Annotated in this window: 21 protein-coding genes and 3 pseudogenes; 11 read left to right on the top strand and 13 right to left on the bottom strand. The window is 72.0% G+C overall.

What is annotated here, in order from left to right:
- Window positions 1-56: 56 nt before the first annotated feature.
- Together AQI95_RS14785 and AQI95_RS14780 are read right to left on the bottom strand one after the other, a co-directional pair.
- Complete coding sequence (locus tag AQI95_RS14785; protein ID WP_067122611.1) at window positions 57-1,469, bottom strand: SWIM zinc finger family protein; 1,413 nt, start codon at window positions 1,467-1,469, stop codon at window positions 57-59.
- Complete coding sequence (locus AQI95_RS14780) at window positions 1,466-4,336, bottom strand: SNF2-related protein (RefSeq protein ID WP_079071255.1); 2,871 nt, start codon at window positions 4,334-4,336, stop codon at window positions 1,466-1,468. The genes AQI95_RS14785 and AQI95_RS14780 overlap by 4 nt, the downstream gene beginning before the upstream one ends.
- A gap of 327 nt (window positions 4,337-4,663) precedes the next feature.
- Between AQI95_RS14780 and AQI95_RS14775 the strand changes: the two genes are divergently transcribed.
- A complete protein-coding gene (locus AQI95_RS14775; RefSeq protein ID WP_067122607.1) occupies window positions 4,664-4,846 on the top strand; it encodes a hypothetical protein in 183 nt (60 codons plus the stop codon).
- 139 nt (window positions 4,847-4,985) lie between these two features.
- On the opposite strand, the gene AQI95_RS14770 is transcribed toward AQI95_RS14775, so the two are convergent.
- Window positions 4,986-5,858 (bottom strand): hypothetical protein, encoded by an 873-nt coding sequence (locus tag AQI95_RS14770; RefSeq protein WP_067122604.1) that lies wholly within the window; start codon window positions 5,856-5,858, stop codon window positions 4,986-4,988.
- Window positions 5,859-5,999: 141 nt separating this feature from the next.
- On the bottom strand, window positions 6,000-6,263 hold the full coding sequence (locus AQI95_RS14765; protein ID WP_425264878.1) for a hypothetical protein: 264 nt from the start codon (window positions 6,261-6,263) through the stop codon (window positions 6,000-6,002).
- Between the two features lie 132 nt (window positions 6,264-6,395).
- Here AQI95_RS14765 and AQI95_RS14760 point away from each other — a divergent pair, with 132 nt between their 5' ends.
- Window positions 6,396-7,301 carry an oxygenase MpaB family protein gene (locus AQI95_RS14760; RefSeq protein ID WP_067122601.1) on the top strand — a complete coding sequence of 302 codons (906 nt, stop codon included), beginning with the start codon at window positions 6,396-6,398 and terminating at the stop codon, window positions 7,299-7,301.
- Here the strand turns inward: AQI95_RS14760 and AQI95_RS48985 are convergent.
- Window positions 7,284-7,553: pseudogene (locus AQI95_RS48985) on the bottom strand (PadR family transcriptional regulator); the annotation flags it as partial. The gene AQI95_RS14760 and the pseudogene AQI95_RS48985 overlap by 18 nt on opposite strands.
- On the opposite strand from AQI95_RS48985, the pseudogene AQI95_RS14755 reads away from it, so the two are divergent.
- Window positions 7,497-8,174, top strand: a pseudogene (locus AQI95_RS14755) (alpha/beta fold hydrolase). The pseudogenes AQI95_RS48985 and AQI95_RS14755 overlap by 57 nt on opposite strands.
- Window positions 8,175-8,202: 28 nt before the next feature.
- Here the strand turns inward: AQI95_RS14755 and AQI95_RS14750 are convergent.
- Window positions 8,203-8,802, bottom strand: a complete 600-nt coding sequence (locus AQI95_RS14750) for a class I SAM-dependent methyltransferase (protein ID WP_067122598.1) — start codon at window positions 8,800-8,802, stop codon at window positions 8,203-8,205.
- Window positions 8,803-8,972: 170 nt separating this feature from the next.
- On the opposite strand from AQI95_RS14750, the gene AQI95_RS14745 reads away from it, so the two are divergent.
- The 5 genes from AQI95_RS14745 to AQI95_RS14725 all read left to right on the top strand — a co-directional run bounded on the left by AQI95_RS14745 (window position 8,973) and on the right by AQI95_RS14725 (window position 13,955).
- Window positions 8,973-9,746 (top strand): MHYT domain-containing protein, encoded by a 774-nt coding sequence (locus tag AQI95_RS14745; RefSeq protein ID WP_067122595.1) that lies wholly within the window; start codon window positions 8,973-8,975, stop codon window positions 9,744-9,746.
- 70 nt (window positions 9,747-9,816) lie between these two features.
- Window positions 9,817-12,351, top strand: coding sequence for a sensor histidine kinase (locus tag AQI95_RS14740; RefSeq protein ID WP_208614175.1), 2,535 nt, complete (start codon window positions 9,817-9,819; stop codon window positions 12,349-12,351).
- The gene (locus AQI95_RS14735; RefSeq protein WP_067122593.1) at window positions 12,348-12,785 is read left to right on the top strand and encodes a roadblock/LC7 domain-containing protein; all 438 of its coding nucleotides are present in this window, start codon (window positions 12,348-12,350) and stop codon (window positions 12,783-12,785) included. The genes AQI95_RS14740 and AQI95_RS14735 overlap by 4 nt, the downstream gene beginning before the upstream one ends.
- A gap of 19 nt (window positions 12,786-12,804) precedes the next feature.
- Complete coding sequence (locus tag AQI95_RS14730; RefSeq protein ID WP_067122590.1) at window positions 12,805-13,215, top strand: DUF742 domain-containing protein; 411 nt, start codon at window positions 12,805-12,807, stop codon at window positions 13,213-13,215.
- A gap of 137 nt (window positions 13,216-13,352) precedes the next feature.
- A complete protein-coding gene (locus tag AQI95_RS14725) occupies window positions 13,353-13,955 on the top strand; it encodes a GTP-binding protein (RefSeq protein ID WP_067122587.1) in 603 nt (200 codons plus the stop codon).
- Window positions 13,956-13,964: 9 nt separating this feature from the next.
- Here AQI95_RS14725 and AQI95_RS14720 read toward each other — a convergent pair whose 3' ends face one another.
- Complete coding sequence (locus AQI95_RS14720) at window positions 13,965-14,393, bottom strand: PPOX class F420-dependent oxidoreductase (RefSeq protein WP_067122584.1); 429 nt, start codon at window positions 14,391-14,393, stop codon at window positions 13,965-13,967.
- Window positions 14,394-14,482: 89 nt separating this feature from the next.
- Between AQI95_RS14720 and AQI95_RS14715 the strand changes: the two genes are divergently transcribed.
- Together AQI95_RS14715 and AQI95_RS48980 are read left to right on the top strand one after the other, a co-directional pair.
- On the top strand, window positions 14,483-14,896 hold the full coding sequence (locus AQI95_RS14715) for a roadblock/LC7 domain-containing protein (RefSeq protein ID WP_067122581.1): 414 nt from the start codon (window positions 14,483-14,485) through the stop codon (window positions 14,894-14,896).
- A 126-nt stretch (window positions 14,897-15,022) separates the two neighbouring features.
- Window positions 15,023-15,874, top strand: a pseudogene (locus tag AQI95_RS48980) (DUF6397 family protein); the annotation flags it as partial.
- 406 nt (window positions 15,875-16,280) lie between these two features.
- Here AQI95_RS48980 and AQI95_RS14705 read toward each other — a convergent pair.
- Both AQI95_RS14705 and AQI95_RS14700 read right to left on the bottom strand, forming a co-directional pair.
- A complete protein-coding gene (locus AQI95_RS14705; RefSeq protein ID WP_067122575.1) occupies window positions 16,281-17,147 on the bottom strand; it encodes an acyl-CoA thioesterase in 867 nt (288 codons plus the stop codon).
- A 40-nt stretch (window positions 17,148-17,187) separates the two neighbouring features.
- Window positions 17,188-19,701, bottom strand: a complete 2,514-nt coding sequence (locus tag AQI95_RS14700; protein WP_067122571.1) for a DEAD/DEAH box helicase — start codon at window positions 19,699-19,701, stop codon at window positions 17,188-17,190.
- 145 nt (window positions 19,702-19,846) lie between these two features.
- On the opposite strand from AQI95_RS14700, the gene AQI95_RS14695 reads away from it, so the two are divergent.
- A complete protein-coding gene (locus AQI95_RS14695; RefSeq protein WP_067122568.1) occupies window positions 19,847-20,641 on the top strand; it encodes a metal-dependent hydrolase in 795 nt (264 codons plus the stop codon).
- Window positions 20,642-20,694: 53 nt separating this feature from the next.
- Here the strand turns inward: AQI95_RS14695 and AQI95_RS14690 are convergent, their stop codons facing one another.
- The 4 genes from AQI95_RS14690 to AQI95_RS14675 form a co-directional block, all read right to left on the bottom strand.
- On the bottom strand, window positions 20,695-20,958 hold the full coding sequence (locus AQI95_RS14690) for a type B 50S ribosomal protein L31 (RefSeq protein ID WP_067122563.1): 264 nt from the start codon (window positions 20,956-20,958) through the stop codon (window positions 20,695-20,697).
- A gap of 78 nt (window positions 20,959-21,036) precedes the next feature.
- Entirely contained in the window at window positions 21,037-21,507 is a 471-nt protein-coding gene (locus AQI95_RS14685; RefSeq protein WP_067122559.1) for a DUF5709 domain-containing protein, read from the bottom strand.
- Between the two features lie 309 nt (window positions 21,508-21,816).
- Window positions 21,817-23,634 carry an ABC transporter ATP-binding protein gene (locus AQI95_RS14680; protein WP_067122556.1) on the bottom strand — a complete coding sequence of 606 codons (1,818 nt, stop codon included), beginning with the start codon at window positions 23,632-23,634 and terminating at the stop codon, window positions 21,817-21,819.
- Complete coding sequence (locus AQI95_RS14675) at window positions 23,631-25,448, bottom strand: ABC transporter transmembrane domain-containing protein (RefSeq protein WP_067122553.1); 1,818 nt, start codon at window positions 25,446-25,448, stop codon at window positions 23,631-23,633. The genes AQI95_RS14680 and AQI95_RS14675 overlap by 4 nt, the downstream gene beginning before the upstream one ends.
- Window positions 25,449-25,485 lie beyond the last annotated feature (37 nt).

Genomic DNA, 25,485 nt, shown 5'->3' with positions numbered 1-25,485 from the left:
CGGCCCTCCTTCGGCCCACCGGCCGGGCTGCCCGGCCCGGGAACGGTGACGGCGTTTCAGAGTCTCTCCGGATCCCTCGAATCGGCGTCGAGGCGTGCCGAGGCCAGTGCCGTCGCGGGATCACGGTCCGGTCCGCCTGCGGGAACCCAGCCGCCGGCCTCGTCGCGGTACGGCCACCAGAGGCCGTCCCGGCCGAGGCGCAACTGCACCCCTTCGTCCGGGACGGTCCACCGGTTGCCGCTGCTGTGGAACGGCGGCCGTTCGTCGGCCTCCCAGGCCGCTTCGAGCGCCGCACGCGCGTGTGCGAGAGCCAGGCCCTCCACCTGCCACTCCTCGTCGAGCACGGCCAGCGCCGCGACACCTCCGGCACACCACGCGCGGACCGCCGTCGCCAACCCGGCGCGGCCGCGGCCCGACTCCTTCGCCAGCCGCTCGATGACGGCGTCGCAGGGCGCCCCGCATGCAAGCCGTACGGCGTCCTGGCCTGCCGTGAGCGCGGCGTCGTGCCAGGGATCCGAGCGGTGGCCTCGCGGATCCGAGTGAAGGACCTCAGGGTTCGACCGGGTCGCCTCCGGATCCGAGCGGAACATCATCGGATCTGGCCGGGACGCCTCCGCCTCCGGGCGGAAGTCGTCCGAAGCCGAGCGAACGACTTCCGCGAGGAGCCGGTACGCCTCCATGGCGGTGCGGCCCGCCAGGTGCTCCAGCGCCGCCGGATCCATACCGGGCGCGGGCACTGTCGCGGAGGTGAGGGGCGGCGGCGTGCCCGGGAACTGCGGGAGTCCGGGCAGCGGCGGCAGCGGCGGCAGGATGTCCCCGGCCGCCCATGCCTCGCTCGCGTCCACGCCCACGGTCGCGGGTGTGGAGGTCGCCGCGCGGGGCGCCGTGCTGCGCAGATGCAGTTCCGCCAGGAACGCGTCCTTCTCGCGTCCGCGCAGCAGCAGGAGCAGAAACGGATCTTCGTCCAGCAGCCGTGCCACCTGGTGACAGAGCGCTGCGGTGTGCCCGCAGTGGTCCCAGGTCCCGCAGTCGCACTCGGGCTCCAGATCGCCCAGGCCCGGCAGCAGTTCGACGCCGCCGACCGCGGCGTCCTCGATGAGATGCGGTGGCAGCTCACCGTCGAGCAGCGCGGCCAGATGTCCGGCCTGGCCCACGGTCGTGTCCAGCAGCCGCCCCCACTCCGCCTCGGACAGCTCCGGCACGAGGACGTCGGCGCGGTGGGCCGCGCCCCGGGCGTCGCGTACGACGGCGGTGACCCGGCCCGGCCGCACGGTCACCGCCCCCACACCTCCCTCGCGCGCGAGCCGGCGGCCCGCCTTGACCGCGGCACCGTCCAGTGCTGCGTCCTCCAGGGCCCGCAGCCATGCGCGACCCCACCAGCCCTGCGCGAACCCGCGCCCGCGCGCGGGAGGCGGCGCGGCAACCGTGCGCTGCGCCGCACGGCCGTGTCCGTCGTCGTAGCGGTTCATCGTGCCTCCCCGCGCAGTTCCACCAGCGCGGCCAGTTCCTCGGCCGTCAGCTCCGTCAGCGCGGCCTCGCCGGTGCCGAGCACCGCGTCCGCCAACTCCTTCTTTCGGCCGAGGAGGTCCGCGATGCGGTCCTCCAGAGTTCCCTCGGCGATCAGCCGGTGCACCTGCACCGGGCGGGTCTGCCCGATGCGGTACGCGCGGTCCGTGGCCTGGGCCTCGACCGCCGGATTCCACCAGCGGTCGTAGTGCACGACATGCTCGGCCCGGGTGAGGTTCAGACCCGTTCCCGCGGCCTTCAAGGACAGCAGGAACACCGGTGCCTCGCCGTCCTGGAAACGCCGCACCAGCTCCTCGCGCGCGGTGACCGGAGTCCCGCCGTGCAGCAGCAGCGAGTGCACCCCACGGTCCGTCAGATACCGTTCGAGCAGGCGGGCCATGCGCACGTACTGGGTGAAGACGAGCACCCCCGATCCCTCGGCGAGGATCGTGTCGAGGAGTTCGTCGAGCAACTCCAGCTTCCCGGAGCGTCCTTCGAGCCGTGGCTCGTCCTCCTTGAGGAACTGCGCCGGATGATTGCAGATCTGCTTCAGCCCGGTCAGCAGCTGCACGATCAGGCCCCGGCGGGCCATGGCATCCGCTGCCGCGATCCGGTCCAGCGTCTCGCGGACCAACGCCTCGTACAGTGCTGCCTGTTCGGAGGTGAGGGCCACGGGACGATCGCTCTCGGTCTTCGGCGGCAGCTCGGGGGCGATGCCGGGGTCCGACTTGCGCCGTCGCAGCAGGAACGGCTGGACGAGCCTCGCGAGCCGCCGGGCCGCTGCGGGATCGAAGCCGCCCTCGACCGGTTGCGCGTAGCGCGCGCGGAAGGCGCCGAGACGGCCCAGGAGACCGGGAGTCGTCCAGTCGAGGATGGCCCACAGTTCGGTGAGGTTGTTCTCCACCGGGGTACCGGTGAGCGCTACACGCGCGCGTGCCCCGAGAGAACGCAGTGCCCGCGCGGTCGCCGAATAAGGGTTCTTCACGTGCTGTGCCTCATCTGCAACGACCAAGCCCCAGGGCTGTGCGGCGAGCCGCTCGACGTCCAGGCGCATCGTGCCGTACGTCGTCAGCACGAACTCCCGGCCCCCGACGGATCCGAGAGTGCGTCCGGGACCGTGGAACCTGCGCACGGGCACACCCGGGGCGAACCGCTCGATCTCGCGCTGCCAGTTGCCGAGCAGGGAGGCCGGGCAGACGACGAGCGTGGGACCGGCCGCCGAGGCGTCTGTCTGCCGGTGCAGGTGCAGGGCGATCAGCGTGACCGTCTTGCCGAGGCCCATGTCGTCGGCAAGGCAGCCGCCCAGGCCCAGCGAGGTCATGCCGGCCAGCCAGGCGAGGCCCTGGAGCTGGTACTCGCGCAGGGTGGCGGCGAGGCCGGGCGGCTGCCCGACGGTGTCTGCCGTCCCGGTGTCCGCGAGTTTCTCCCGGAGCCGTTCCAGCCATCCCGACGACCGTACGTCGACCAGGTGGCCGTCGACCTCCGCAGAGCCCGTCAGGGCGGCGGCCAGCGCCTCGACGGGAGCCAGGGCGCGGTCCTGGCGGGTGCGGGCGCGGTCCGCCTGCTGTGGGTCGACCAGGACCCATCCGTCGCGCAGCCGCACCAGGGGGCGCTTGGCCTCTGCGAGCCGGTCCAGCTCCTCCCGGGACAACTCCCGTCCGCCGAGGGCGAACCACCAGCTGAAGGCGACCGCGGTGTCCGACGAGAGCAGCGACGCGGGCGCCCCGGCAGACCGTGCGGCAGCCGTCGCGTCGTCCGGCGGACCGACGGTCGCGTGCGCCGTGAGGTCGCGCGACAGTTCTTTCGGCCAGTGGACATCGACTCCCGCCGTGGCCAGAGCCCGCGTGCCCACGCCCAGCAGCTCGGCGATCTCGTCATCGGCGAGGTCCACGGCGTCGGGTACGGCGGCGGACAGCAATGGTGTCAGCGGCGGCCAGGCGTGGGCGGCCCGGCGCAGTGCCAGCAGCGCGTCGGCACGCGCGCGTGGACCGACCGTCTCGGGTACGGCGCCCGCACCGGTCCAGAGGGCCGCCACGTCGACGACGTCCGTCGCTGTGCCGACGCCATGCACCTGCGGCACCGCACGGAACCGGACCGGAGCGTCGTCCCGCTGCCCGAGGTCGTCGAGCCCGGAGACCTCCACGCGCAGCGACAGGCGTACCCCCGCGTCCTGGCCGGCTGCGATGCCGTCGGCCCATGCCCGCAAGGTGGGCCACCGCTGCGGCTCAGGTGCCGCGTACGCGGAGCCACCGGTCACCGACGGGGCGGCGGGGGAGCGCGGGAGGGTGTCGGCGACCGCGTCCAGGAAGGCGCGCAGCAGCTGCTCCGGGTCCGGTAGCCGGGGCGGCCCCTCGGCCGCGAGCGGTGTCGCATGGGCCTCCGGTGGCATGGCGGCGGCGAGTTCGCGGATCGACTCCGCGTCCCGCGCGGACAGCCGGGCCACCCGCCAGACGTCGTGATCGGCGGGGGAGAGCCCCGGCAGGAGCAGTCCGCGCGTCACGAAGTGCAGGGCCAGGTGACAGGCGGCACCCCAGAAGCCGGCCGAGCGGTGCCCTTGCCGCAGGGCACGCGTGCGTGTGAGCAACGGCAGGGCGCGGTGCACGGGCAGCAGGAGCGCGGGCGTGCGGACAGGTTCCACGTCGCCGTCAGCCGTGGGCATCGCGATGTCCAGTTCCGCAGGCGTCCCGTCGACGACGACAGGAGGGACCTCGCCGTCGCGCCGCCAGAACGCGAACCGGCCCGCGCGGGCGGGGTCGGCGGGCAGGAACACCATGCAGCAGTGGGACAGTTCGGAGAGTTCGGAGGGTGATGCCGTCGGAAGGGTCTGCACAGCTCTGCCGCACTCCTCAAATTTGATTACTGGGAACGGAGTCGCCGAGGCTACAGCGCGCTGAGAGCGACCCCGGCATACTGGCGTAGTGATCCAGGTCACTTCACAATGTGTTCGACGTTGGCCATCGTCGGTGGCGCACGGGGATCACGGCGAGGGGAAGGCGAGACGGACACGCGGCCTCCGGAGCCTGCCGAGGGCGTCACGGTCGAGGAGCCACTAGGGGTGGGCCTCAGGGACGTCTCGGGGTCGGGTTCCGGAACTGTGTGGACCGGGAGGCCGTTTTCACAGCAGAGAGCGGCAGTGGCCGCGAAGGAGGCGACGCTCATGTCCAAGAACGCGAAGATCGCCGTCGGAGGTGTGGCGGTCGGGCTGATTCTGTTGATCTGGCTGCCCTGGTGGGTGGCGTTCCTGATCGTGGTCGGCGTGCCGGTCGCCGCGTATCTGACGCTGGACCCCGCACAGCGGCGCCGGCTGCGCAGGGTCACCCGCAAGGAACTCGGCCGCTGAGAGGACGGCGGACCCCCAGGGGTCCGTGGCGGCGGCCGTGGGGCCGGACCGGTCTCGGGGGCTGGTCCGGCCCTCGGAGTCCGGAGAGTGGGTCGTAGAGGGTCGCCCGGCCTCGGGGCCGGGCCGGTGGCGCGCGGCCTCAGAGGGGGCGTACGGCCATCTTGTCGAGCGCCTCCAGCAGGCCCGGAAGCTCGGGACCCCGGCCCACCGGCAGGACTTCGCCGGGCTCCTCGTCCAGCAGCACGAACGCGATGTCGTCGGTGCGAGCCACTATCGACCAGCCGGGGCCGTCGGCGCGCAGCGTACGGGCGTCCCCCGGGGCGAACGACGACCGTACCCGCCCGAGCGGCGGCGGCGAGTCGACATAGGCGCGGGCCTCCGCGAGCACCCGCCCGACTCCCCGGTGGTGCGGTACGCCCTGTCGCCCCTCCGGCGCCGACTCCTCGGCCGCTGCCTGCCCCTCTGGCTCCTCCTGTCCGTCCGGCTCCGACTGCCCGTCCGGCACGGAGAACTTCTCGTCGTCGATCTGTTCCCGCCAGGCCGCCCACTGCAGAGCTATCTCGTCGGCGCCCAGACGGCGCTGTGCCGGTCCCCAGGAGCCGGTGTCCGGCGGGGTCAGCGCGGGCCCGTCCGTCACCTCGGGGGCGGGATCGTGCGGAGCGGGGACGCCGGGAGCGGCGACGGCGACCGCCAGCGGCCAGCCCGGCAGGGCGGTCACGACCGCGCGCTCGTCCGGCGACAGCTCGTACTCCATGCCGCAGTCCCAGGAGGCGATCGCCACGGCGACCAGCGAGACGTCGTCGATGACGACCGTCCAGCGCGCGCCGTCGCCGTCCTGGCCCAGCACCAGGCCGTACCCGTCGGCGAGGGGCGCGAGCCCCAGTGCCGCGCACGCCTCGGGATAGTCATCGCCGAGAACGCTCGGAAACTGTGCCGCAGTCAGTAGCACCGCCGTCAGCACGTACAGCGCATCGTCCGCGGCGGCGACGGCCTCTTCGTCGGTCCGGGCCATCCCAGCCTCCCCAGTGGTTCGTCCATCGGCGCGCACCCTAGTGCGAGCGGAAGCCGCTTGTCACGGCTCCTCACACCACGCGGACCTGCAGGTTTCCACCTGGACGGGGGCGAAACGACCACACTGGGCGGGGGGGCTTCCTCAGTCCGTGGGCAGCCCGAGGAGATCACGGGCCACCACCGTGGGCGACACGTCGCGCTCCCGGGCCAGAGCGACGACGGCGCGGCGGGCGAGTTCGCTCACCCCGAACGACAGGGCGTCGGCGGGCACCCAGGTCGTCGCCTCCTCGATCCGCTCTTGGTCGTTCTCCGCGCGGGCCGCGATGTAGGTGGCCGCCGCTTCGAACAAGTTGTGCGTACGCCTCTCCCGGACGTCCGTCGGCTGCACACGCGCGGAGGTGCGCAGCTTGGTGGCGTACTTGAATATCTGGCCGAACACGCGGACCACCCTTCCCCCGAACGGGGCCATCATCGATACGTCATCTGCTGTCACTCAACGTAGAGTTGGACCTTCTGCGGCAGAAGGGGGGGCGACGCGGTGAAGCGATTCGAGAGGCTCGGACAGATCCGTCGACTGGACCCGGTGGCGGACGCACCGGAGATCTACCGGCTCAGTACGGCGTTCGAGTTTCCCTGGGACTACACCCGCGCACTGGAACTGGCCCTGTACCGCACCTACGCCGTGCCGAGCATCGGGCGGCTCCTCGCGCGGACGGCCGAGCTGACCGAGCGCACACAGAAGCGCTACGACGACACCGCGCTGCTCCTCGACACCGTCGTCGAGCACGGCTTCGCCACCGAGGAGGGCCGTACGGCGATCCGCCGCATCAACCAGATGCACCGCAGTTACGACATCGGTGACGACGATCTGCGGTATGTGCTGTGCACCTTCGTCGTGGTGCCCCGGCGCTGGATCGACACCTACGGCTGGCGGCGGCTGTCCCGGCACGAGGTCATGGCCGCCGCCGAGTACTACCGCACCCTCGGCTGGCACATGGGCATCCCCGACATCCCCAAGACGTACGAGGAGTTCGAGACCCTCCTCGACAGCTACGAGCAGGAGCACTTCGGCTGGGACGAGCAGTCCCGGACGGTCTCCGACGCCACCCTCGACCTGATGGCGTCCTGGTATCCGCGCCCTCTGGCGCCGCTGTTGCGCACCACGACGCTCGCCCTGCTCGACGAACCCCTGCTGCGCGCGTTCCGGTACACCCCGCCCAGCGCGGCCACCACGTCGTTCGTGCGTCAGGCCGTACGCGCGCGTGGCCGCCTCGTCCGGCTGCTGCCGCCGCGCCGCTCCCCCCACTTCGCCCGCCAGAACCGGGAGATCAAGGGCTACCCGGACGGCTACCGGGTGGCAGAGCTCGGCACCCGCCCGATTCCTGGGCTGCGCGGTTGCCCGGTGCGGCACCACGACGCCTCGGCGGGCGGCACCGTCGATTGACGCGAGGGTGTCGCGCAACCAGGCCAGTTCGGCCCGGCTCGTGGCACGCGCGACGGTGAGCACACCGCGCCGGAACGGGTCGTCCACCTCCTCGGCGCGCAGGGGCCGGTCGCCCTCGTGGAAGAAGCTCGCGGGCTCCTCCAGGAACGCCAGCCGACGTCGCAGTACGGCCGCCGGGGCGGCGGGGTCGTCCAGGTGCCGCAGGAATGCGAGCGGCGTGAACCACTGGTTCTCGTCGGTGATCTCACGCTGCCCGAACTCGCCGGCCGGCGCAGCCGGTTCGTGGACCTGCCGGGACACGGCATCAGCGACCGGCCGAGTACGTTCGGATACACGCTGGAGGAGTACGCCGGCGCGGTGGCGGCCGCGCTGGACGAATCCGGGGTCCGTGGCGCGGAGTTGATGGCGCACAGCATGGGCGGCGCCGTGGCCGTCGTGCTCGCCCACCGTCGGCCCGACCTCGCCTCCCGGCTGGTCCTCGCGGAGGCCAACCTCGACGCCTTCCCGCCGCTCACGGCCGCCAGCAGCGGAATCGCAGCTTGTAAAGAGGACGATTTCGTCGAAAGGCAGCACGCGCGCGTGCTGGCAGCAGTCGGCCCGCTGTGGGCCGCCACCATGCGCCTCGCCGACCCCCGCGCCCTGCACAGCAGCGCCGTCGGGCTGCGCCGGGGCTCCGATCCGGTCCTGCGCATCCCCCTCGAAAAGCTGGCGGGAGAGCGTGTCCACCTGTAGGGCGAGTTCAGCGGTGAACTGGAGGGGCGCGAGGCTCTGGAAGCCGCCGGGGTACGCGTCGTGACGGTGCCCGGCGCCGGGCACAACGTCATGTTCGACAACCCCGACGCCTTCGCGGCGGCCGTGGCCGGAACGGACTGACCCGCGCGGCCTTCGGCGATGCGACGCTTCAGCCCGTGCGCTCGGCGAGCGCGAGAAAGCGGCGGTCCTCGTCGACGTACGACGTCATGCTCCACCCCGAACGAGCCAGCAGCGGGCCGAGGTTGGCCTCGGCGCGCAGATCGCCGGGAGTGATCTGACGGCCCTGTCGTGCCGCCAGGGCCGCGCGCCCGATGGGATGGAACAGCGCGAGCGTGCCACCGGCGCGCACCACACGGGCCAGCTCCCGCAGGTTCTCCTCCGGGCGCAGCAGATGAGCGATCAGACCGGCGGCGAACACGGCGTCCAGGGACCCGGAGGCGAGCGGCAGCGCGGCGACGTCCGCGAGCAGCAGCCACGCGTCCCGGTCCCGGCCCGCCCGTGCGGCGGCCTTGAGCATCGCCGGGGTCAGGTCGGCGCCCAGCACCACCCCGGACGGGCCCACGGCGGCTCGCAGCGACGGCAGTGCGCGCCCCGTGCCGCAGCCCGCGTCCAGCACGCGGTCGCCCGGCCGCAGTTCGAGATCGGCGACGGCAGCGGCGAACGCGGGACCGTCGTCCGGGAAGCGGCTGTCCCAGTCGGCCGCACGGGCGCTGAAGAACTCCTGCACATGTGTGTGGTCATCGCTCATGCCCGGCATGATTCCTCACCGTCGCGAGGGATGCGTAACCGTCGCGGGGGATACGTAGGCGCACATGTTCGAGCCCGACCCGATCGTTCCATCGCATTTGCATGTCATATTCCAGCAGCTTTCGAAACGCGCCCCCTCTGTGCGCCCGTGCCCCCTAGCGTCCTTTGGCCATGGGACACCTGGACCACGCCGCCTTCGGCTGGCTGACCCCCGTACTGTCGTACGTCATGGCCTGCATAGGTGCCGCGCTCGGACTGCGCTGCACCGTCCGCGCGCTCGCCACCACCGGCCGCTCACGCCGCAACTGGCTGGTCACCGCGGCCTCCGCGATCGGGTCGGGCATCTGGACCATGCACTTCGTGGCCATGCTCGGCTTCCGCGTCAGTGGCACCGACATCCGCTACGACGTGCCGCTGACCATCCTGAGCCTTCTCGTCGCCATGGTCGTCGTGTGCGCAGGCGTCTTCGCCGTCGGCTACAGCCGGGACCGCAACCGGGCGCTCCTTCTCGGCGGTCTCACCACCGGGCTGGGTGTCGCCAGCATGCACTACCTCGGCATGGCGGCGGTCCGGCTGCACGGCGACATCAGGTACGACCCCGTCCTCGTCGGCGTGTCGGTTCTGATCGCCGTCGTCGCGGCGACCGCGGCCCTGTGGGCGGGCCTCAACATCACGTCGCCCCGTGCGGTCACCGTCGCCTCCCTCGTCATGGGAGCGGCGGTCAGCAGCATGCACTACACCGGGATGTTCGCGGTGAGCGTGCGTGTGGCCCCCTCCGGCGACACCCTGCCCGGGGCCACGGCGATGCAGTTCATCTTCCCCCTCGCCGTCGGCCTCGGGTCCTACCTGTTCATCACCTCGGCCTTCGTCGCCCTCTCACCCACGGCCGACGAGCGCGAGGCCTCCGCCTCCGCCCAGCGGCCCGTCGAGAGCATCGCCCGCTAGCGGGAGCCCGGTCCGAGAAGCCCGGCCCACGTCCCGAGCGAGCCCGACCCACGTCACGAGCGAGGAGGCCATGCGCCCACCCCGTACCACCCCGAATGCCGGCACCCCGGAGCACCCGCCGCGCGGCCGCCGCGCGCACGCCGGACCGCCCGCCGACGAGGGCACCGACCGCCCGCTCGGCACACCACCGGCCACGGCACGCGCGCGTGCGAGCCGGCGCCTGCGCCCTCGTACCGTGCGGGCCAAGGTGGTCAGCCTGCTCATGGTGCCGGTCGTCTCGCTGCTCGCCCTGTGGGCGTACGCCACCGTCACCACCGCCCAGGACGTCGCCCGACTGCGGCAGTCCCAGCGGATCGACGCCGAACTGCGCACACCGGTGGCCGCGGCCGTCGACGCCCTCCAGGCCGAGCGCACCGCAGCCGTGCGCTACGCCACCGCTCCGGGCGCGGGCGGCGGCAGCGACATCCGAAGCCTGGGCGTCCGCACCGACCGGGCCGTGGCAGCGTTGCGGCTCGGCGGCGACCACACCGTCGCGGACACCGAGGAGCTGCCTGCCGGTGTCTCCGGCCGCCTCGGCGCCTTCGTCACCGGCGCCGAGCGCCTGCGGGCCCTGCGTACGGCCGTACTCGACCACAAGGCGGGCTGGGACACGGTGTACGCGCGGTACACGAACACCATCGGCGCGGCCTTCGCCGTGGACGGCGCCCTGACCGGCATCCAGCAGGCGGACATCGGATCCGACGCGCGCGTGCTGCTCGAATTCAGCCGGGCCGCCGAGGCACTGGCCCAGGAGGACGCCGTACTCGGCGGCGCGCGGGCCGCCGGGCAACTGCAGGGAGAGCGGCTACGTCTGTACGGCGCCGCCGTCGCCGCGCGCCGTACGCTCACCGAGGCCGCCGGCGCCGACCTGCCCGCCGCCCAGCGCGCCGCCTGGCAGAACCTGACCGCGAGCGACTCCTACACCGCCCTCGGCGACGTCGAGGACAAGGTCCTCGCCGCCGGGCCGGGCGCCAAGCCGGCCGACACGGCTCCACAGGCAACCTGGAGCGACGCCCACACGCGTGTGCAGGACGGCATGCGCGACATCGCGACGGACACGGGCCGGGTCGTCGCCGGCCGCGCCGACCCGGTCACACGCGGCCTGCTCAGCCCCGCGGGTGCCGCCGTGCTTCTCGGCCTGGCCGCCGTCGCCGCCTCGCTCGTGATCTCCGTGCGCATCGGACGCGCCCTCGTGGTCGAACTCGTGAGCCTGCGCAACGACGCCCTGGAGATCGCCCGCCGCAAACTCCCCGAAGCGATGCGCAGACTGCGCGCGGGCGAGGAGATCGACATCCAGGCCGAGACACCCGCCGGACCACCCGCCGAGGACGAGACGGGGCAGGTCTCGGAAGCCCTGACAACGGTCCATCGCGCAGCCCTGCACGCCGCCGTCGAACGCGCCGAACTCGCCAGCGGCATCTCCGGTGTCTTCGTCAACCTGGCCCGCCGCAGCCAGGTACTGGTCCACCGGCAGCTCAGCCTCCTGGACAGCATGGAGCGCCGCTCGGACGACCCCGACGAACTGAGCGACCTGTTCCGCCTGGACCACCTCACCACGCGCATGCGGCGGCACGCCGAGAGCCTGATCATCCTCTCCGGCGCCGCACCCGGCCGGGCCTGGCGCATACCTGTGTCCCTGACCAACGTCGTACGGGCCGCCGTATCGGAGATCGAGGACTACGCGCGCGTGGAGGTGCGGCAGCTCCCCGAAGCCCATGTCACCGGCGCCGCCGTCGCCGACCTCACCCACCTGCTCGCCGAACTCGTCGAGAACGCCGCCCAGTTCTCACCGCCCCACACGCGCGTGCGCGTCACCGGCGAACCCGTCGGCAACGGTTACGCCCTGGAGATCGAGGACCGAGGCCTCGGCATGGGCGCCGAGACCCTCGCGGAGGCCAATCGCCGCATCGAACAGTCCGAGGCCCTCGACCTCTTCGACAGCGACCGGCTCGGACTCTTCGTGGTCAGCCGGCTCGCCTCCCGGCACGACGTCAAGGTGCATCTGCGGAACTCCCCCTACGGAGGCACCACCGCCGTCGTCCTGGTGCCCACCGCCCTGCTGTACAGCGGTGCTGCGGAACGCGCCGCCCAACGAGGTGAGCAGTCCCGTCAGGAGCAGAAGCGCGAGTACGCGCGCGTGCCCGGCGCAAGTCCGCGGCAGGAGGCCGTCGCCGCCCGATCGGACCGGCCCGCGCTCGCGGCCACCGCGCCCGCCCAGACCGCCGTGGGGAAGTCGGGCGGGCAGGCAGCGGCCGACGAGACCCCGCCCGCCGCAGTCACCGCCTTGCGGCTGCACCGCCCGCCCCACGACGCCGAGACCACCGACGACCTCCCGCGCCGCGTGCGCCAGGCGAGCCTCGCTCCCCAGCTACGCCGGCAGCACCCCGAAGCGCCGGCGCCGGAGACCGCGCGGCACGGCGACGAACAGCGCACCCCCGAACTGGTACGGGACCGGATGGCGGCCTACCGGGACGGCTGGGCTCGCGGCGGTGGCAGACAACCCGGCCGTGGCGCCGCCTCGCGACCCGAAACGGGCAGTGACAGCAGCGAAGGAGACCCTGCATGATCCAGGACACGAACACGGGGGCCGGCCAGCGCTCCGGCGAACTGGACTGGCTGCTCGACGACCTGGTGATGCGCGTCGGCGAAGTGCGGCACGCCGTCGTGCTCTCCAACGACGGCCTCGCCGTCGGCGCCTCCACCGGCCTCGCCCGGGAGGACGCCGAGCACCTCGCCGCCGTCGCCTCCGGCTTCAACAGCCTCGCCAAGGGCGCGGGACGGCACTTCGGAGCGGGCGGTGTGCGCCAGACCATGGTCGAGATGGACGACGCCTTCCTCTTCGTGGCCGCCGCCGGAGACGGTTCCTGCCTCGCCGTCCTCACCGCCGTCACGGCCGACATCGGACTGGTCGCCTACGAGATGGCACGCCTCGTCAAGCGGGTCGGCGAGCACCTGTACACGCCGCCGCGTGTCGCCGCGCAGCCCCCCGCGACCGGATGACCTCCAAGAGGCGGCACCGATGACCGAGAACCGGACCGGCGGTCCAGGAGAGCCGGGCAGCCAGTGGTACGACGGCGAGGCCGGACCACTGGTCCGCCCTTACGCGTTGACGGGCGGGCGCACCCAACCGGGGCCCACCGGGGTGCGCTTCGACCTGATCGCCCTCGTCACCCTCGTCCCCGGGGCACCGGCGCTCGACGACGCCGCACTCGGCCCCGAACACCGGACCCTGATCGACTTGTGCCGAGCGGAGACACAGTCCGTCGCCGAACTCGCGGCGGACGCGGACCTCCCCGTCGGCGTGGTCCGGGTGCTCCTCGGCGACCTCCTGGAACTGGGCTGCGTGGTCATCAACCGTCCCGTACCCCCGGCGCGCCTGCCCGACGAGCGGATCCTGCGCGAGGTCATCGCCGGATTGCGAGCCCTGTAGATGAAAGTTCAGGACCCGCCACGCACCGCGCACCGCCCCGAGACGTACGCATCGCCTCGGGATGTCGTCCAGATGCCGGCTTCGTCTTCGCACCCGGCGCACGCCGATCGCAGCCGATCCTCCCGAGAGAAGTGAGCATGGTCACCGAGCACTCCGACGCCGTCGTCGACACCTCCGAGCTGGCGCTGAAGATCCTGGTCGCCGGCGGGTTCGGCGTCGGCAAGACGACCCTGGTCGGAGCCGTCAGCGAGATCCGGCCGCTGCGCACGGAGGAACTCCTCAGCGAGGCCGGGCAGTCGGTGGACGACACCGACGGCGTGGACCAGAAGGTCACCACCACCGTCGCCATGGACTTCGGGCGCATCACCATCCGCTCCGGCCTGTCCCTCTACCTCTTCGGCACCCCGGGACAGGACCGCTTCTGGTTCCTGTGGGACGAGTTGTCCCAAGGCGCCCTCGGCGCCGTCGTCCTCGCGGACACCCGGCGCCTCGAGGACTGTTTCCCCGCGGTCGACTACTTCGAGCACCGGCGCATCCCGTTCGTGGTGGCCGTCAACTGCTTCGCGGGGGCCCGGGCCCACGGCGCGCACGACGTCTCCCGCGCCCTCGACCTCGACCACGGCACACCCGTGGTGCTGTGCGACGCGCGGGACCGGGACTCCGGCAAGGAAGTCCTGATCCGGCTCGTCGAGTACGCCGGGCGGATGCACACCGCCCGGCTCCTGGACTCGGTCGGCTGAGCCCGCCGATCAGGCCGATACGTCCTTCAGGGCCACCATCTGGTCGACGGTGACACGGACCAGCAGCTCACCCGGAACGCCGTTGCGGGCGCCGTACTCCTCGGCGCGGTCCTCGCCCATGTACCGGGCGGCGATCCTGGTGGCCCAGTGACGCACCTCGTCCAGGTCCTCCGACAGCCGTGCGTGGCCGTTCAGCACCACGAAGTGGAACGGCGGCCGATCGTCGTCCACGCACAGGGCGATCCGTCCGTCGCGGGCGAGATTGCGCCCCTTCACGGTGTCCTTACCGGTGTTGAACACCAATTCGTCCCCGTCCAGCAGAAACCAGATCGGGGCCACATGAGGGCTCCCATCGGCGCGAACGGTGGACAGCTTGCCGGTCCGGGTGCCGTTCGAGACGAACGCCCGCCATTCCTGATCGGTCATCTTCTGTGCCATGCGCCCATCTTGCTTGCCCGGACGCCGGTGGTGGGGAAGGCTGGCGCAGAGTTCCTCCAGCCAGGGGGAGATCACACGGGGAGATGGAAATGGCCCAGAACCAGGGACTCGGCTGGCTCCTGGACGACCTGACCGAGCGTGTGGACCATGTGCGACATGCCCTGGTCCTCTCGAACGACGGACTGGTCACAGGCGCGAGTACGGGCCTGCGCCGAGAGGACGCCGAGCATCTGGCCGCCGTGGCGTCCGGTCTGCACAGCCTGGCCAAGGGATCGGGACGCCACTTCGGCGCGGGCAGAGTGCGCCAGACCATGATCGAGTACGACGACGCCGTGCTGTTCGTGACCGCGGCCGGCACCGGCAGCTGCCTGTGCGTGCTCAGCGGTGCGGAGGTGGACATCGGTCAGATCGCCTACGAGATGACCCTGCTCGTCAATCGCGTCGGCGAACACCTGGGCGTGGACGCCAGGCAGCCCGAGCGAGCCCCCACCACGGACGCCTGACCTGCGGATTCTCCAACCTTTGTGGAGTTGTCCACAGGCCCGCCACGGCCTGGACCGAATTGGCTACGGTGTGTGCACGGCAAACGCACAGGGCGTGAGCCAAAGACTCCGCGGGGGAGTACGACCATGTCGACGAGCACCGTCCGCCCACCCCGGCCCGTTACCCTCACCCCGGGCCACGCCGCTCGGGAACTGGGCCTCAAACGAAGCGAGTTCGACCTCGCCGTGCATCTCGGCCACATCCGGACCGTGCCCGACGAGGGCGGGGGAGGAGGACCGAGGGTGGAGCGCGCGGAGATCGACCGCCTGCGCGCGCAGGAGGGCCACCCGGAAAACCTGCGCGCCCGTGTGCAGGCGGTGGGGACTTCGCAGGGCGCAGCACTCATGGAGATCCCGGCCGGTCGCTTCACACGGCTCGCCCGACTGGGTCTGCTCGTCCCGGTGAAGTGGTACATGAATCGCTACAGGGTCGTGGTCTGGCTCTATCTGGCGGAAGAGCTGCGCGCTTTCACCGCGGACGCCAAGAACGCACACCTGCTCAAGGGGCGCACGCCCGAGAACCTGCGCGGCCGGCTGGAGGCCGGCCTGGATCTGCGAGCCCGCAACTGGCGCGGGCGCCACCTCGGGTTTCTGCTGCGCCAGGCCGAGGAGCCATGGGCCCGGGCCGGAGCCTTGGCCGCCTTCCTCTCGCCCGTCGAGATCGCCGACGTCGTCAGGGATCCCTACGAGCGCGCGTGTCTGAACCGGTTCCGGCCCGCACAGGCCGGTCAGGGCGCTCCGGGATCGCCTGTCGCGGACCTCGCCGCGCGGATCACGACGGCTCAGGACGCGGACGAGATCGAGTGGCTGCGCAGCGACCTGGCCCATGCGCTCGAGGAGGCCCGTGCCTTCGCGCCGGCCCCACGCCCGGCCGTCCGCCGCAGCGCACCGCCCCCACGAGCGGCCGCGCGCCCCATCCCGCCCATGGCCCGAACGGCCACACGAGCCACGGAACCGACGGTACGGCCACCATGGGCGCTCGGCGAAGACCCGGCCGGAGCACGGGCGACAGAACCGCTGCCGGGACCCTTCGAGGCGAAGAAGGGGCGGCCGGCGGAGGTGTCGGGGCCCAGGATCAGGCCGGTGACAGTGATGGGTGCGCCGAGCGGTGGACCGCTGCCGGGGACGTCCGAGTCGAAGGATGAGCCCGTGACTCGAGCGTTCGAGTGGCACGGTGCGCCGGTGACGCTGTCGGCCCCGGCCTCCCCGGCCCTCCGGACACGCCGTCCGGCGAAGTCCGCCCCGGCACGCCCGGGCCGCGGCCTGCGTGCCTGGCTGCGGCGGAGAAGCCCTCGACCCGCGCGGCTCTGAGATCGACTCCGCCGCGGTCCCGGCCGTCGGCACGCTACAGCGATCTGAACAGGCCCTCCTGGACGACCGAGACAAGCAGACGCCCCTGCAGGTCGTAGATGCGCCCGCGGGCCAGACCGCGCCCGCCGGTGGCGATCGGCGACTCCTGGTCGTACAGGAACCACTCGTCCGCGCGAAACGGCCGGTGGAACCACATGGCGTGGTCCAGCGAGGCCAGGTCGAAGTTCCGCGGACCCCACAGTGGTTCGACCGGGATGCGGACCGCGTCCAGGAGGGTCATGTCGCTGGCGTAGGTCAGTGCGCATGTGTGGACCAGCGGGTCGTCACCGAGCGGTCCGACCGCGCGCATCCACACGGCGCTGCGCGGCTCGGCGCCGTCGATCTCCTCGGCGTTCCAGCGCAGCCGGTCGACATAGCGGATGTCGAAGGGCTGGCGGCGCGCCATCCGCTCCAACTGCTCCGGCAGTGCGCCGAGGTGCTTGCGGATCTCCTCGGCGACCGTCGGCAGCGACTCCGGGTGCGGCACCTCACGGGCGGGAGGCAGCTGATGCTCGAACGGTCCTTCCTCAGGTTTGTGAAAGGAGGCGGTCAGATTGAAGATCGTGCGGCCCTGCTGCACGGCTGTGACCCGGCGCGTGGTGAAGGACCGGCCGTCGCGGACCCGCTCCACCTGGTACACGATCGGCACCCCGGGACGGCCCGGACGCAGGAAGTACGCGTGCAGCGAGTGCACCGGGCGGTCGCCGTCCGTCGTGCGCCCGGCCGCGACCAGCGCCTGGCCCGCCACCTGGCCGCCGAAGACCCGCTGCAGGGATTCCTGCGGGCTCCGGCCGCGGAAGATGTCGACCTCGATCTGCTCCAGGTCGAGCAGATCGACCAGTTTCTCGGCCGGGTTCGTCATCGGTGGGATTCTCCTTGGCTCACAACCAGCCGCAAACGGCTCACAACTGGCCGACGTCGGTGACGCGGACGACCGCACGGCCCTCGGCGTCCGAGGCGGCGAGGTCGATCTCTGCGCTGATGCCCCAGTCGTGGTCGCCGTTCGGGTCGTCGAAGATCTGGCGGACGCGCCAGAGGCCGTTCTCCGGCTCCTCCTTGATGACCAGCAGCTTGGGGCCGCGGGCATCGGGGCCGGTGCCGAGATCCTCGTACTCGTCCCAGTACTTGTCCATCGCCTCGCCCCAGGCCTCGGCGTCCCAGCCGGCTTCGGCGTCCAGTTCGCCCAGGTCCTCGACCTGGTCGAGGGCGGCCAGCTCCACGCGGCGGAACATGGCGTTGCGAACCAGGACCCGGAAGGCGCGCGCGTTGGTGGTGACCGGCTTGACCTCGTCGGCCTTCTCCCGGGCCTCCTCGGCGGTCATCTCCTCCGGGTTCGCGAGCTGCTCCCACTCGTCCAGCAGGCTGGAGTCCACCTGGCGCACCATCTCGCCCAGCCACTCGATCAGATCCTGCAGATCCTCGGACTTGAGGTCGTCCGGGATCGTGTGGTCCAGGGTCTTGTAGGCGCTGGCGAGATAGCGCAGGACGATGCCCTCGGTGCGGGCCAGCTCGTAGTAGGACACCAACTCGGTGAAGGACAGCGCCCGTTCGTACATGTCCCGGATGACGGACTTCGGCGACAGCGGGTGGTCGCCGACCCACGGGTGGCTCTTGCGGTAGGTGTTGTACGCGTGGAAGAGCAGCTCTTCCAGCGGCTTCGGGTAGGTGACGTCCTGGAGGCGCTCCATGCGCTCCTCGTACTCGACACCGTCCGCCTTCATCGCGGCCACGGCCTCGCCGCGCGCCTTGTTCTGCTGGGCGACGAGGATCTGACGCGGATCGTCGAGCGTGGACTCCACCACGGACACCATGTCGAGGGCGTAGGACGGCGACTCGGGGTCGAGGAGCTCGAAGGAGGCGAGCGCGAACGTGGACAGCGGCTGGTTGAGCGCGAAGTCCTGCTGCAGGTCGACCGTGAGCCGGACGATCCGGCCCTCGGCGTCCGGCTTGTCGAGCTTCTCCACGATCCCGCCGTCGAGCAGCGAGCGGTAGATCGCGATCGCCCGGCGGATGTGCCGGAGCTGCTGCCTGCGCGGCTCGTGGTTGTCCTCCAGAAGGTGACGCATCGCCTCGAACGCGTTGCCCGGGCGGGCGATCACCGACAGCAGCATCGTGTGCGTCACCCGGAATCGCGAGGTCAGCGGCTCGGGCTCCGAGTCGATCAGCTTCTGGAAGGTGCTCTCCGTCCAGCCGACAAAGCCCTCCGGCGCCTTCTTGCGCACCACCTTGCGTCGCTTCTTCGGATCGTCGCCGGCCTTGGCCAGCGCCTTCTCGTTCTCGATGACGTGCTCCGGCGCCTGCGCCACGACCAGCCCCGCCGTGTCGAAGCCGGCCCGGCCGGCCCGGCCCGCGATCTGGTGGAACTCCCGGGCCCGCAGCGTGCGCACACGGCTGCCGTCGTACTTCGTGAGAGCAGTGAACAGCACCGTGCGGATGGGCACGTTGACGCCCACGCCGAGGGTGTCCGTGCCGCAGATGACCTTCAGCAGACCTGCCTGGGCGAGCTTCTCCACCAGGCGCCGGTACTTGGGCAGCATGCCTGCGTGGTGGACGCCGATGCCGTGCCGGACGTAACGGGAGAGGTTGCGGCCGAACTTGGTCGTGAAGCGGAAGTTGCCGATCAGCTCGGCGATCTGGTCCTTCTCCTCGCGCGAGCACATGTTGATGCTCATCAGCGCCTGGGCCCGCTCCACCGCCTGCGCCTGTGTGAAGTGCACGATGTACACCGGCGCCTGCCTGCTCTGCAGCAGGTCGGTGAGCGTCTCGGTGAGCGGGGTGAATTGGTACTCGTAGGAGAGGGGCACCGGCCGGGTCGCCGAGCGGACCACCGAAGTGGGCCGGCTGGTACGGCGGGTGAGGTCCTTCTCGAAGAACGACACATCACCCAAAGTGGCCGACATCAGGATGAACTGCGCCTGGGGCAGCTCCAGCAGGGGGATCTGCCAGGCCCAGCCGCGGTCGCCCTCCGCGTAGAAGTGGAACTCGTCCATGACGACCTGGCCGACGTCTGCGTTCTTGCCGTCGCGCAGGGCGATCGACGCCAGCACCTCGGCGGTGCAGCAGATCACGGGAGCGTCGGCGTTCACGGACGCGTCTCCGGTCAGCATGCCGACGTTCTCGGTGCCGAAGAGCTTGCACAGCTCGAAGAACTTCTCCGACACCAGCGCCTTGATCGGCGCCGTGTAGAAGGTGACCTCGTCCCGGGCCAGCGCGGCGAAGTGCGCGCCCGCGGCGATCATGCTCTTGCCGGAGCCTGTGGGAGTCGAGACGATCACGTTCGCCCCGGAGACCGCCTCGATCAGAGCCTCCTCCTGGTGGGCATAGAGGGTGAGGCCGCGTTCCAGCGCCCACGACTCGAAGGCTTCGTACAGGGCGTCGGGGTCGGCGGTCGGCGGCAGCTGATCGATGAGGGTCACGCACCCATCTTGCCTGGCCCGGTCCCCAAGAGGGGAATCGGCTGTGGGCGCGAAGATCACGGCCGCTACGCTGTGTCGCCGACGCAACGTCAGCGCACCGGGTCAACTGGACAGCGGCACACAAGGAATGGAGCGGGAAGCGGCCATGATGGGACCAGCACACTCACTGTCGGGGGCCGCGGCCTGGCTCGGCGTCGGAGCCGCCGCCGCGGCGGCGGGGCACCCGATGCCCTGGCCGGTTCTCCTCGTCGGGGCTCTGATCTGTGCCGGTGCCGCCCTCGCCCCGGACCTCGACCACAAGGCGGCGACCATCTCGCGCTCCTTCGGTCCGATCTCCCACTGGACCTGCGAGATCGTGGACAAGCTGTCCTACGCCGTCTACAAGGCGACCAGGATGAAGGGCGACCCGCGCCGCAACGGCGGCCACCGCACGCTGACGCACACCTGGCTGTGGGCGGTCCTGCTCGGCGCCGGCTGCTCGGCGGTGGCGATCGCGGGCGGCCGCTGGGCAGTGCTGGCGATCCTCTTCGTGCACATGGTGCTGGCGATCGAGGGTCTGCTCTGGCGGGCGGCCCGGGGTTCCAGCAGCGACATCCTCGTCTGGCTGCTGGCGGCGACCAGCGCCTGGATCCTCGCGGAGATCCTCGACAAGCCCGGCAACGGCTCCGACTGGCTGTTCACGGCGCCGGACCAGCGCTACCTGTGGCTGGGGCTGCCGATCGTGCTGGGCGCCCTGGTGCACGACCTCGGGGACGCGCTGACCGTGTCCGGCTGCCCGATCCTGTGGCCCATCCCGCTGGGCCGCAAGCGCTGGTACCCGATCGGGCCGCCCAAGGTGATGCGGTTCCGCGCCGGAAGCTGGGTGGAGCTGAAGGTGCTGATGCCGGTGTTCATGCTGCTCGGCGGCGTGGGCTGCGCGGCGGCCCTCAACGTGATCTGAGGCGCCGTTCCCGTCCGGGGCACCCGTCGCACGACCCGGGGTGCCCCGCGGTATCAGGGCGCCTCGTCCGTCTCCGCCCCGCCGTACCGGCGCTCGAAGCGGGCGACGCGGCCCTCGGTGTCGACCGTGCGGGCCTTGCCCGTGTAGAACGGGTGGCTCTCCGAGGAGATCTCCACGTCGACCACCGGGTACGTCTGGCCGTCGTCCCACTCGATGGTCTGCTCGCTCTGCGCGGTCGAACGGGTCAGGAACGCGTAGCCGGCGGCGCGGTCGCGGAAGACCACGGGGCGGTAGTCGGGATGCTTGTCCTGCTGCATGGCGGCTCCTTGTGCGGGGCGGTCGGGCAGGGGGTGTGCGGGTCGGCCGGACCGTGTGGGTCAGCCGGACTGCGCGGATCAGCCGGACAGGAAGTCCTCGTCGACGATGTGCATCGCGGCCTCCTCTGCGGAGGCGGCGGCGCCGTCGATGCCGACGTCGGTCGCGACGAGGGCGGCCTCCTCGTCCTCGTGCGCTCCCTCGTCCGGGGCCACCAGCCGGCCGGAGCGGAGGTTGCCGACCTCGTTGTCCAGGAGTTCCCCGTCGGTTTCGGCGCAGTCACCGAGGTCGTCGCCGTCAGGCGTGGCAAGATCGGGCAGTTCCTCGGAGAGCCGCTGGTCGAGCGTCTCGCCCGCCTGGCGCTCGGCCGCCGTCACACCGATGTGCTCCACCGCCCAGGGGCGCTCAGGAGGCGACCAGCCCCGGTCGAGCGGGTCCCCGACACCGTCGGAGTCCAGTGTGTCCTCGACGTCGAGTACCCCCGAGTCCTCGCGGATCTCCGAGGAATCGGGCTGGTAGACGTCGTCCCCCCAGCTGTCGGCGCTGTCCACGAGTACCTCCAGGTGGTGAGGACGGCCATGTCCCTCCGCAGCGGGTGGCGGGCCGTCGGCACGCGCGGCACGGGTGCCGCACGCCGCGAACCGGGTGGATTCGAGGCGTTCCCCGAGCCGGTGCCGATTTCCAGCCTTCCACCCCTGCTCGGGACCGCGCAACGGCACGGCCGCCGGTCAGGGCTCGCACCCGTGTACCGGTACCCGACAGGCCTCACGGCACACCTGCCCGACCTCACCCGGCAGCCCCGGGCACGGCCGGCGAGCGCCGTGGCCCGGCACCGGTCGGCCCGTGCCCGGACCGGATCCTCACCCGTGCCAGGACCGCCACAGCGCCGCGTACGCGCCGTCCGCCGCGACCAGATCGTCATGGCTGCCCAGCTCGCTGATCCGACCGCTCTCCACGACGGCGATCACGTCGGCGTCATGTGCGGTGTGCAGGCGGTGCGCGATGGCGACCACCGTGCGGCCGTCCAGGACCCGGGCCAGGGAGCGTTCCAGATGCCGGGCCGCGCGCGGGTCCAGCAGCGAGGTCGCCTCGTCCAGCACCAGGGTGTGCGGATCGGCCAGCACCAGCCGGGCCAGCGCGATCTGCTGGGCCTGCGCCGGGGTCAGCGCCAGACCGCCGGATCCCACCTCGGTGTCCAGGCCGTCGTCCAAGGCTCGCGCCCAGCCGTCCGCGTCGACCGCGGCCAGAGCCGCCCACAGCTCGGCGTCGTGGCTGCCGACGGCGGGCACGCCGCTCGAACCGAGCCGCGAGTGGGGGAGGGCCAGCAGGAGGTTGTCCCGCAGGGAGCCGACGAAGACGTGATGTTCCTGGTTGACGAGGGCGACGTGGGACCGGACGCGTTCCGCGGGCATCCGGGACAGTTCCGCGCCGCCCAGGGTGATCCGGCCGTCGCGGGGTGTGTAGATCCCGGCGAGCAGCCTGCCCAGGGTGGACTTGCCCGCGCCCGAGGGGCCGACCAGGGCCAGCCGGGTGCCCGGGGCGACCTCCAGGGACACCTCGCGCAGCACGTCGACGCCCTCGCGGTAGCCGAAGTGCACCCGGTCGGCGAGCACGTCCCGCCCCTCCGGTGCCAGCGAGGCGTCCCCGGCGTCCGGCTCGATGTCCCGCACCCCGACCAGTCGGGCCAGCGACACCTGGGCGACCTGCACCTCGTCGTACCAGCGCAGGATCAGGTTCACCGGGTCGACGAGCATCTGCGCGAGGAGGGCGCCCGTGGTCAGCTGCCCCACCCCGATCCAGCCGTGCAGGACGAACACCCCGCCGACCATGAGGACCGAGCCGAGCACGATGACGTGGACGGTGTTGATGACCGGGAAGAGCACGGACCGCAGCCAGAGCGTGTACCGCTCCCAGGCCGTCCACTCCTTGATCCGCTGCTCCGACAGGGCGACACGGCGGGCACCGAGGCGGTGCGCCTCGATGGTGTGGCCCGCGTCCACCGTCTCGGCGAGCGCGGCGGCCACGGCCGCGTATCCGGCGGCCTCGGAGCGGTAGCCGGCGGGCGCTCGCTTGAAGTACCAGCGGCAGCCGGCCACCAGCACCGGTACGGCGAGCAGTACGGCGGCCGCCAGCGGCGGAGCCGTCACGACGAGCCCGCCGAGCAGCAGCAGGACCCACACGACGCCGATCGCCAGCTGCGGCACGGCCTCGCGCATCGCGTTGGCCAGGCGGTCGATGTCGGTGGTGATGCGCGAGAGCAGATCACCGGTGCCCGCCCGTTCCAGCACGCCCGGCGGAAGCCCGACCGAGCGGACGAGGAAGTCCTCGCGCAGATCGGCCAGCATCCGCTCGCCGAGCATCGCGCCCCGCAGCCGCACCTGCCGTACGAACACGGCCTGCACGGCCAGCGCGAACAGGAACAGCCCGGCGGTCAAGCCCAGATGAAGCTCCCGCGACCGGTCCGAGACCCGCTCGACCAAGCCGCCGACCAGGTACGGACCCACCATGGAGGCGATCACGGCGACCGTGTTCACACCGATGAGCAGGAGGAACGCCCGGCGGTGCCGGCGGAACAGCTCGGCGACATAGGCGCGCACGGTCGAGGCCGCGCCGACGGGCAGGGTGGTGGCGGTCGTCGGGGCCGCCGGGTCGTATGCCGGCGGCGCAACGCCGATCATGTGCTCTCCTCGATCTCGTTCCGTTCCTGGCCCGCGCCCACCAGGGCACCTGCGTCGGCCGCGGCCAGTTCGTCGTCCGTCTCCCGGGTGACCACGGCCCGGTATCGCGGGTCGCCGTCGATCAGCTCGCGGTGCGCACCGACTGCGACGACCTCGCCCTCGTGGACCAGGGCGACCTGGTCAGCGCGGTCCAGCAGCAGCGGTGAGGAGGTGAACACGACCGTGGAGCGCCCCGAGCGCAGCCGGCGCAACCCGTCGGCGATCCGCGCCTCGGTGTGCGAGTCGACGGCGGAGGTCGGCTCGTCCAGCACCAGCACCTCGGGATCGGTGATCAGCGACCGAGCCAGCGCCAGCCGCTGGCGCTGGCCACCGGACAGGGACCGCCCGCGCTCGCTGATCCGCGCGTCCATCGGGTCCGCGGCGTCCAGCGACCCCTGGACCAGCGCCTCCAGAACGTCGTCGCACTGTGCCGCGGCCAGCGCGTCCGCGGCCCGCACGGCTCCGGACGCGGGCACGTCGAGCAGCTCGCGCAGCGTTCCGGACAGCAGTACCGGGTCTTTGTCCTGGACGAGGACGGCGGTACGGGCGCTGTCCTGGGACAGCTCGTCCAGGGCGACGCCGCCGAGCAGCACCGAGCGGCCCGGCTCGGTCGCGTGGCCGCCCAGCCGCTCCGCGAGCCTGCCCGCCGCGTCCGGGTCGCCGCAGACCACGGCGGTGAGACGCCCGGCGGGAGCCAGCAGACCGGTGTCGGGGTCGTACAGGTCCCCGGCCGGCACCTCGGCCTCGCCAGTGCCCGCGGTGGCCGTGGCCGCGGCCGTGGACCGCTGCAGCGACAGCACACGCGCCGCCCGTTTGGCCGACGGGCGTGAGAAGGAGTACGCCATGGCGATCTCCTCGAAGTGCCGTAGCGGATAGTTGAGGATCATGACCGCGCTGTAGACCGTGACGAGTTCACCGACGGTGATGCGGCCCTGCCGGGCCAGGTGGATGCCGTGCCAGACGACGGCGATCAGCAGCAGTCCGGGCAACAGCACCTGGACGGCGGAGATCAGCGACCACATCCGGGCGCTGCGCACCGCGGCGTGCCGCACCTCCTGCGAGGCGCGGCGGTAGCGGTCGAGGAACAGCTCCTCACCGCCGATGCCGCGCAGTACGCGCAGCCCGGCGACCGTGTCCGAGGCCAGCTCGGTGGCCCGGCCCGCCTTCTCGCGCTGTACGTCGGCGCGGCGAGTCGCCCGGGGCAGCAGCGGCAGCACCGCGAGGGCCACCACCGGCAGTCCCACGGCGACGACCACGCCCAGGGCCGGCTGGTAGAGGGCGAGGCCGGCACAGACCACCACGACCGTCAGCGCGGCGGCGGTGAACCGGGAGACCGCCTCGACGAACCAGCCGATCTTCTCGACATCGCCGGTGGAGACGGCCACCACCTCGCCGGCGGCGACGCGTCGGCTCAGGGCGGAGCCCAGCTGAGTGGCCTGGCGTGCCAGCAGTTGCTGGACGCGGGCGGCGGCCGTGATCCAGTTGGTGACGGCGGTGCGGTGCAGGAAGGTGTCACCGACGGCGATGCCCGCACCGCACAGCAGCATCAGACCACCCGTCAGGGCGAGCCGGGTGCCGGAGCGGTCGACGACCGCCTGGACGGCGAGGCCGACACAGAAGGGCAGGGCCGAGACGGCGACGAAGTGCAGCAGGCCCCAGGCGAGCGACTTCAGCTGTCCGCCCAGCTGGTTCCGCCAGAGCCACCACAGGAATCGGGGGCCCGAACGTGCGTCCGGGATGCCCGGATCGGAGTACGGAAGGTCTTGAATCTGCATGACGTCCAGTGGCTCGTGTCAGGAAGGGGTGGGGGAG

Origin of the sequence: Streptomyces yokosukanensis, from assembly GCF_001514035.1 — a bacterium.
In the GTDB taxonomy this organism is placed as follows: domain Bacteria; phylum Actinomycetota; class Actinomycetes; order Streptomycetales; family Streptomycetaceae; genus Streptomyces; species Streptomyces yokosukanensis.
The sequence above is the reverse complement of the archived record's forward strand: the minus strand, read 5'-3'. Positions and strand labels throughout refer to the sequence as shown.